Below are 8,356 nucleotides of genomic sequence, written 5' to 3'. Positions count from 1 at the left end.
AGTCGTACATTCTCGCTGTTTCGCTACATGCACCCAATGATAAATTACGAGATCAAATTGTTCCCACGAACAATAAAATCGGCATTCAAAAAATCATGGATGCCACAGATTATTACTATGTGACGACCGGTAGACGCGTCACTTACGAATATATCTTACTGGCAGGGGTCAACGACAGTCCGGCACAAGCGCACGAGCTGGCTGGTCTGCTAAAGCACCGCAATGCGCATGTGAATTTAATTCCAGCGAACGGAGTCGAAGAAACAGGCTACCAAAGCCCTTCGACGGCCGATGTCGACCGCTTCTTTATGACACTCGCAAAAGGGGGTGTCAACGTGACCGTTCGAAAACGAAAAGGGGATGACATTGACGCAGCCTGTGGTCAATTGCGATTGAACCGTGAAAAAGAAAAGGACTTGATTCAAGTTCAATGAATCAGGTCAGACTAGGATTCGCCCAATTCAAAGTCTTCCGGATTAAAATTGACGAGTATACCTTCGCGGAAAATGAGATAGACACTGCGTCCACTTGCGTCAGGACCCCATTTGTAAGCTGTATCAGAGGTACGAAAAGTTCCTCCAGTTGCTTTGAGCCATTTGGAAGCCTCTTGAAACTCACCTTCTTCGCCGATCTCTTTCTCGACACTGCTGCGCGACATACCGGAATACAGACGATTTGTGAGAATCCAATCCAAAGCCTTGGGATCTCTGTTGGTTTGAAACCGCGTCCGATAGCTTTCTGCCGGGTTCGATTTTACTTTCTTGGCCTCATGCGGAATCGACATCCCGTTTGAGCCCCATTCAGGTAGAGTTTCACATGCTGAGCTCAGCAGGATCACCGCAATGCCACATACCATCCACGGCGCCATACAACGAAGGTTGGCCATGATCAGATCCGCCTATTTGAAAATGTAAGATGAGTGAGAGAACGCAACCGCTGAAAAAATCTCTGATTCAACGGAGTACTTGAGAGATGTGTTTCGGGAAAAGGAATTTTTCCATGAAATGCAGGTGTTTTTTAGCAGATTCGCGTCTGGAAGCCAATAGCAATCTTTGTCCAAAAATCAGCCGCTTAACATCCTGATTTCAATCGGTTTAAGAGATTTCTCCTCTACAAAAGCAAATTCGAATCTTTCACTGGGTTGTCAGATTCCCTTCTCACGTCTATTCTAAAATTGATTGATAAAACCGATTTTGTCAGCAACTTCTTTCCACAAGGTTTCCATGATAATGAAAATGTTTTGCGCGGGTGAATGGCAGGATACAAACCAGACGATCAATGTTACAAACCCTTTTGATCTATCGGTCATAGATACTGTTCCCCAGGGCAGTCAGGAAGATATCGCTAGAGCTGTCACCGTTCTGGAGCAGGGAGCTCGCATCATGAAGGCCATGACTGCCTATGATCGCAGTCAGATTTTACAGAAAGCCTCCGAGCTGATGCTGCAGCGCAAGGATGAACTTGCCCGTACCATCAGTCTGGAAGTCGGAAAAATTCTGGGCGAAAGTCAGGTAGAAGCAGTTCGCAGTGCGGAAGTCATACGACTTTCCGGCGAAGAAGCCCGCCGCATGACGGGAGAAATGATTCCCCTGGAAGGAAATGCCGGGGGACAGAATAAGCTGGGATTTACACTCCGCGTTCCCTGTGGGATTGTCGCCGCCATCACACCATTCAACTTTCCTTTAAACCTTGTCTGCCACAAAGTCGGACCCGCAATAGCCGCCGGTAATGCAATCTTAATTAAACCGGCCAGCGATACTCCGCTCTCTGCATTGAAACTCACGGAAATCCTGCTGGAAGCCGGTCTACCTGCCGAAGCCATCGCCTGCATCACCGGACCGGGAGGAGAAATCGGCCAAGCGATCTGTACGGACACCAGAATCCGTAAAATCAGTTTCACAGGCAGCTATGAAGTGGGAACTCAAATCTGTGAAATGGCTGGTATGAAGCGAGTCACAATGGAGCTGGGCAGTAACAGCCCCGTGGTCATTATGGATGATGCTGACCTCGAGAAGGCGGCAACAGCCATCACAATGGCCGGCTATGCGAACGCCGGTCAGGTTTGTATTTCTGCACAACGGATTCTCACGTCCTCCGCGATCAAAACGGATTTTGTGGATCTGTTAAAATCAAAAGTAGAAGCGCTGACAACAGGAGACCAGTTAAACGAGTCGACTAAAGTCGGCCCAATGGTGCGAGAGTCCGATGCCACACGCGTTGAACAATGGGTCAATGAAGCAATCGATCAGGGTGCCCGCCTGGTCTGTGGAGGACAACGTAAGGGAGCCCTCTATACACCCACGATTCTGGACGAAACCGAACCCGACATGCTGGTCGTCAAAGATGAGATCTTCGGACCAGCGGTCGCGTTATCTTACTTTGACAATGTGAATGACGCGATCGCAATGGCCAATGATACGATCTACGGACTCTCTGCTGGCATCTTTACACAGGACATTGACCAGGCCATGAAATTTGCCCGCAAAGTAGACAGCGGAAATATCCACATCAACTGGTCCAGTCAATGGCGCGCTGATGCCATGCCTTATGGCGGTTTGAAATACAGCGGAACCGGTAAAGAAGGCCCCAAATACGCCATCCATGAAATGAGTGAAGAGAAAATGGTTGTGATGCATCTGGCAGACTGACCACGTTTTCATCAGAGTGTTCGCTTTTCAGAAACTCTATTTCACCAGATATTGTTCCAGAGTTTTTCCTGTACGATATTTTGAGCTCTGTTTGGCCTGGAAGATTTCATTGGTTTTTACATCGATGGCCGTTAAATAATTCCCACGATAAGCGGACGTGTCGAGACAAGCCCAACCTTCAAAGACCAGCGGCTTGCCTGATTTCTGGGCGGTATGACCGCAAATGATACGACGCCCCGATGGATCAGGCTCTTCTTCGCCTGTAATCCGATCCCACCGTAATTCCTGCACAGTGAGTTCTTCCATAGGAGTACCGGGAACCGCAGTCGCGTGGACGAAGATGTCGGATTCCGTCTCATAATAGTCGACAGCGTTCTCCATAAAGATACGATGCTCTTCGGAAATCTGGTCATAGCGACCACCATAAGAATCGAGGGCTTCTTTGCCGCCATGCTGTAGCCACGTCGATTCCCAATGACCACCTTGGAGGCCATCCAGCATCATCTCTTCATGATTGCCTTTGATGAAGACTAACTTGCAGGTCGCCCTTAGATCGAGCAGCATTTCAATTACATGCTTTGTACCAGGTCCTCGATCTACGGCATCGCCGAGACAGATAAACGTATCATTCCGTGACAGTTCGAGATGATAGAGAATCGTCCCCAATGCAATATCGCAACCGTGAATATCACCGATTGCAATGGTTCGCCCTTTTTGTGTCGATTGATCCATCACGCGACCACATTAATTTAAGGTTCACCCGAATTCGGGTTGATCATAGTCTATTTGGAATCTTCTGATTTACTGGGAGGCATAATTCGAGTCGGTTTGGAACTGGGCTCCCCTTTCAATAACTGTTGACGCGCTTGAGTTTGTTGCGCCAGTCCATGAATCCTGATGAAACCAAGGGCCGTCTCATGAGGGAATTCATCCCCTTCCTCATAAGTTGCCAACTCAGGACTGTAAAGACTATGCTCACTTTTCAAACCAGTCACCGTATGATTGCCTTTATATAAAGATACTCGTACGGTTCCAGAGACAAAACGCTGATTCTTTTCTACAAAACCCATCAGGTCCTGATGAAATGAGCTATACCAGAGACCATCATAAATGATATCGCTGCAAGTTTGACTGATGAATGTTTTGAATCGCAAGGCCTGTCGGCTTAAAGTCAGGTATTCCAGTTCGCGGTGTGCGTTATGCAAGATCATTGCTGCCGGAGCTTCGTAAATCTCACGACTCTTGATTCCCACAAGACGATTTTCGACATGGTCGATGCGACCAATGCCATTTTCTCCACCGATTTTATTCAAGTACAGAATCAAATCGGCTCCATCCATATTCTCTCCGTCAATGGCAATCGGACGCCCTTGCTCGAATTCTATCGTCAGCTCGAGAGGTTGATTGGGCGCATCCTCTGGTGAAAGCGTCCATTGGTAGGCTTCCTTAGGAGGTGCTACCCAGGGATCTTCCAAAACTCCTGCCTCTACGGAACGTCCCCACAAATTCTGATCGATACTGAAAATGCTCTCTTTTGTGGCTTCGACCTCAATGCCATGTTCTTTGGCATATTGCAGTTCTTCCGTACGCGTCCAGCGCCATTCACGCACCGGTGCGATAATTTTCAGCTGCGGGGCCAAAGTCTGAAACGATACATCAAAGCGGACCTGATCGTTTCCTTTGCCGGTACAGCCATGTGCAACAGCAGTCGCACCATATTCCTTAGCCACTTCCACCATACGGTGTGCAATCAATGGTCGTCCGAGTGCCGTCGCAAGTGGGTACTTGCCTTCATACATGGTTCCCGCCATCAGGGAAGGCCAGACGAAAAAGTCGACAAACATATTTTTTGTGTCTTCGATGACTGCCTCGACGGCACCGGTTTTGATCGCTTTTTCCTTGATACCGTCCACATCGCGACCCTGGCCGAGATCACAGGTATAAGTGATCACATCCATATCATATTTTTCATTGATCCACTTGACGGCCACCGAAGTATCCAGGCCACCACTGTATGCCAAAACTACTTTTTCTCTTGCCACGAAATTCTACCAATCTGGGAATTGAAGGATTCAATATTTTAGTTGAGGATCTCTGCGATTGATGCAAATGGTACTATTATCAGTTCTGGTCTGCAATGCGCACATTCTAACATTCTAGCCTGTGTCCAGGTTTATTGTAGCGACTTCAGAGCCATTTGGATCGAGTAGAATAGGAGAGAAGCCGCTTTGGTTAAAATGGATGCACCCGGGAGCGCATCCCATAAAATCGGGACCGTCAGACATCTGCTGGATCTGGTCCAGTCCGCCGTTTACAGGTTACTGCAAACGCGAATCTGAGCTAAACGAAAAGCACCCGGCAGAAAAACTGTCGGGTGCTTTCAAATCTATTAAAACAGAACGAAACCTGGCTTAGTGCAGGTCGTCGGCATGGTCATCCTTGGATTGTTCAGCGATCAGAGCATCGCTGGTCAAAAGCAAGGTAGAGACACTGGCAGAGTTCTGCAAAGCAGATCGCGTCACACGAGTCGGGTCAATAATCCCGGACTTGACCAGATCTTCGTATTTGGAAGTGGCGGCATTGTAGCCCATGTTTCCTTCCAGCTCCGAAACCTTTTCACACACCACGCTGCCATCATCGCCAGCGTTACTTGCAATGGAAGTCAATGGAGCACGACAGGCCCGTAGGATAATTTCGTAACCTACTTTTTCTTCCAGTGAAAGTCCGCTAGGCTTGCAGTCTCGTGAACAACGCAGCAAAGCCACGCCGCCACCAGGAAGAATTCCTTCTGCAACAGCAGCACGAACTGCGTGCAATGCATCTTCTACACGTGCCTTCTTTTCTTTCATTTCACTTTCAGTGGCTGCACCGACGTTAATCTGAGCAACACCGCCGGAAAGTTTTGCAATCCGTTCTTCCAGTTTTTCTTTATCGTAATCGCTACTCGAATTATCCAGTTCACGACGAATCTGTTGGATACGAGATTTGATTTCGCCGGTCTTACCGCCACCTTCAATAATCGTGGTATTGTCTTTATCGACAGAAACTTTCTTGGCTACTCCCAAATCGGAAAGCTGAAGATTTTCCAGCTGAATTCCAAGATCTTCAAAGATCGCCTGGCCACCGACCATAATGGCGATGTCCTGCAGCATTGCTTTACGACGATCTCCATAACCGGGGGCTTTCACAGCACAAACGCGGAATGTGCCACGCAGCTTATTGATTACGAGAGTCGAAAGGGCTTCACCTTCGATATCTTCTGCAATGATCAACAAAGGTTTGCCGGCGTTGACTACTTTTTCAAGTACTGGTACCAGATCCTTAATGTTGGAAATCTTCTTTTCGTGAACCAGAACATAAGCATCTTCCAGATCACAGGCCATGCTTTGTGGATCAGTCACGAAGTAAGGTGAGAGATAACCACGGTCAAACTGCATGCCTTCTACAACTTCAAAACTGGTTTGCAGGCTTTGACCTTCTTCAACAGTGATCACACCATCTTTGCCTACTTGATCCATGGCATCTGCCAGAATCTTGCCGATTTCTTCGTCACCATTGGAGGCAACTTTACCAACTTGCGAAATCGCTTTTTTGTTTTTGCATTCGATGGACATCTTGCGAAGTTTTTCGACAATATCCTCGACAGCCTGATCCATGCCTCGCTTCATCGCAATCGGGCTGACACCGGCAACAACCGACTTCAAACCTTCATTGTAGATTGCTTCTGCCATAATTGTAGCAGTGGTCGTTCCATCACCGGCAACATCTGACGTTTTGCTGGCTACTTCACGAACCATGCGAGCGCCCATGTCTTCAAACTTATCAGAGAGTTCGATTTCACGAGCAACAGAAACACCGTCTTTTGTTACAGTAGGTGAGCCAAAGCTTTTTTCAATAATGACATTGCGGCCTTTTGGTCCGAGGGTTACACGAACCGCTTTGGCCAACTTGCTGATGCCGCGTCGCATTGCTTCTTGAGCTTCTTGATCGAAGGCAATCATTTTTGCCATTTCACTATATCTCCATGTACGCAGTATGAAATTTGTTTGAAAGAAAAAGAGCAACAGGCCCGAATCTTGAACGGACCGTCACTACATAAGTACAAAATGTGACAACCTAATAAGTTGCCAAAATGTCACTTTCGCGAAGCAACAAATATTCTTCTCCGCCGATTTTGATTTCGTCCCCGCCATAAGGGCTGAAAATCACGCGATCCCCTTCTTTGACGGTCAAGGGAAGCTTGGTTCCATCAGATTTGACGTGCCCATCTCCCACGGCAACAACTTCACCACGTTGTGGCTTGTCCTGCGCGCTGTCTGGTAAAACAATTCCACCAGCAGTGGTTGATTCAGCAACTTCTCTTTTCAGAACGACTTTGTCACCAAGAGGGACAATCCGGGCGCCTTTTTTTGCTTTGGCAGCCTTCTTCGCCATTGGGATCTCCTAGAATTCTTTGATTTTTTGACTCAAATATCTTCACATCGATAATATTTATGATCTGTGGCGGCGAGTAGACACCTAACCACGACAACGCAACTGTAACTCAGACCTGTATTCGAGACCCAAGCGTGCTCGTCTCTAGTTGCGAACGCCGTGCCTATTTCTGCATTAAGTCATAACTATTATTACATAAATCACTTACAATCTTTGATCTGAGTTAAATTACATCGACTTTCCTGCCGGTCAGTCTTATCAGGCTTCAATCCTGCTGCCAATATGGCAGCAGGCGCAGAGATCAGACGGCAAAAGAACGTCATTGGCTTTTCACCCTTCAAACGATGAAGTCTCTACTATTTCAAAATCATCTTTCCAAATATCTGGCCAAATATTTGGGTTTCACAATTGACACAAATGTTAAAATAGGTAATATTGGCACAATCAAATACTAACGACCTCCTCGAAGTTCTCATTCGGGGGCAAGGACCTCTCATCCTCGATTCATTCGACCCTTTTGTCACTCACTCACTCTCTCTCAATTTGTTCGTCTACCATTCATTGAGATAAGACAACGAGAGGAGTTTGATGTGTCTGAGTCATTTATTCCCAGTTCCCAACCAAAAGAGCAAACTGCATTCTCTGAGATCCTGCACAGGGCATACAAATTAAGTTCCGAAGGAAAAAGAGGAGAAGCGCGTGCCTTGTTTCATGCAGCGGAAATCCAGGCTGCAGAATGGGAACGATGTCTGTATTTTGGTCAGTTTTTACTGAAAACAGGATACGCTTCGGAGGCAATCGAACAGCTCTCCTTCGTCCTTGATTATGCCCATCAGCAAGAGCTAAGCGATTTGCGGTCCGTTGCCTGCCACAACCTTGCCATCGCGTATCGCAATTTACGATACTTCGAATTGGCGGCTCAATTTCAGCAATATTCTATCGCCTGGGGGGATCTGCGATCAGCGAACCACCTGACTCTGGAACAAGAAGTAGAACATCTATCAGATGACGCAGCCTGCGATCTGACAGGACGAGCCAACGATGCCATCCTCCAGCAGGACTATCAGCTGGCTGAACAACTATTGAATATTTCCCTCAGTCGGGAAATTCTGTATGGAAGTTTAGATGCTCAGGCTGCAGACTGGGGAAATCTGGGGATTGTTCAAGGATTGAAGGGAAATCACTTACAAGCGGTTTCTTATCTCTGGAAAGCTTATCTGCTTCACAAAAAGACAGCCAACATTCAGATTTACAATGAGAGCGCTTAACGCACC

Annotated in this window: 7 protein-coding genes and 1 pseudogene; 3 read left to right on the top strand and 5 right to left on the bottom strand. The window is 47.3% G+C overall.

Going from position 1 to position 8,356, the window contains the following annotated elements; all coding sequences use genetic code 11:
* Positions 1-434, top strand: a pseudogene (locus Q0668_RS09620) (23S rRNA (adenine(2503)-C(2))-methyltransferase RlmN); the annotation flags it as partial.
* Positions 435-445: 11 nt separating this feature from the next.
* Here the strand turns inward: Q0668_RS09620 and Q0668_RS09615 are convergent.
* On the bottom strand, positions 446-886 hold the full coding sequence (locus tag Q0668_RS09615) for a hypothetical protein (protein ID WP_298863468.1): 441 nt from the start codon (positions 884-886) through the stop codon (positions 446-448).
* Positions 887-1,229: 343 nt separating this feature from the next.
* Here Q0668_RS09615 and Q0668_RS09610 point away from each other — a divergent pair, with 343 nt between their 5' ends.
* Positions 1,230-2,648, top strand: a complete 1,419-nt coding sequence (locus Q0668_RS09610) for an aldehyde dehydrogenase family protein (RefSeq protein WP_298863465.1) — start codon at positions 1,230-1,232, stop codon at positions 2,646-2,648.
* A gap of 36 nt (positions 2,649-2,684) precedes the next feature.
* Here the strand turns inward: Q0668_RS09610 and Q0668_RS09605 are convergent, their stop codons facing one another.
* The 4 genes from Q0668_RS09605 to groES all read right to left on the bottom strand — a co-directional run bounded on the left by Q0668_RS09605 (position 2,685) and on the right by groES (position 7,082).
* Positions 2,685-3,380: a metallophosphoesterase gene (locus Q0668_RS09605; protein WP_298863462.1), complete on the bottom strand. Its 696-nt coding sequence runs from the start codon at positions 3,378-3,380 to the stop codon at positions 2,685-2,687.
* Between the two features lie 50 nt (positions 3,381-3,430).
* Positions 3,431-4,690 (bottom strand): argininosuccinate synthase, encoded by a 1,260-nt coding sequence (locus tag Q0668_RS09600; protein ID WP_298863459.1) that lies wholly within the window; start codon positions 4,688-4,690, stop codon positions 3,431-3,433.
* A 369-nt stretch (positions 4,691-5,059) separates the two neighbouring features.
* Positions 5,060-6,658: a chaperonin GroEL gene (gene groL / locus Q0668_RS09595; protein ID WP_298863456.1), complete on the bottom strand. Its 1,599-nt coding sequence runs from the start codon at positions 6,656-6,658 to the stop codon at positions 5,060-5,062.
* A 106-nt stretch (positions 6,659-6,764) separates the two neighbouring features.
* Positions 6,765-7,082, bottom strand: coding sequence for a co-chaperone GroES (gene groES, locus Q0668_RS09590; RefSeq protein ID WP_298863452.1), 318 nt, complete (start codon positions 7,080-7,082; stop codon positions 6,765-6,767).
* A 590-nt stretch (positions 7,083-7,672) separates the two neighbouring features.
* Between groES and Q0668_RS09585 the strand changes: the two genes are divergently transcribed.
* A complete protein-coding gene (locus Q0668_RS09585; RefSeq protein WP_298863449.1) occupies positions 7,673-8,350 on the top strand; it encodes a hypothetical protein in 678 nt (225 codons plus the stop codon).
* The last annotated feature ends 6 nt before the right edge of the window (positions 8,351-8,356 follow it).

Source organism: uncultured Gimesia sp. (genome assembly GCF_937910335.1).
Classification (GTDB): Bacteria; Planctomycetota; Planctomycetia; order Planctomycetales; family Planctomycetaceae; genus Gimesia.
The sequence above is the reverse complement of the archived record's forward strand: the minus strand, read 5'-3'. Positions and strand labels throughout refer to the sequence as shown.

Bases quoted from the DNA above. Each gene is read 5' to 3' on its own strand.
- Q0668_RS09615 (WP_298863468.1), bottom strand. From the start codon at position 886: ATGGCCAACCTTCGTTGTATGGCGCCGTGGATGGTATGTGGCATTGCG.
- Q0668_RS09610 (WP_298863465.1), top strand. From the start codon at position 1,230: ATGAAAATGTTTTGCGCGGGTGAATGGCAGGATACAAACCAGACGATC.
- Q0668_RS09605 (WP_298863462.1), bottom strand. From the start codon at position 3,380: ATGGATCAATCGACACAAAAAGGGCGAACCATTGCAATCGGTGATATT.
- groL (WP_298863456.1), bottom strand. From the start codon at position 6,658: ATGGCAAAAATGATTGCCTTCGATCAAGAAGCTCAAGAAGCAATGCGA.
- groES (WP_298863452.1), bottom strand. From the start codon at position 7,082: ATGGCGAAGAAGGCTGCCAAAGCAAAAAAAGGCGCCCGGATTGTCCCT.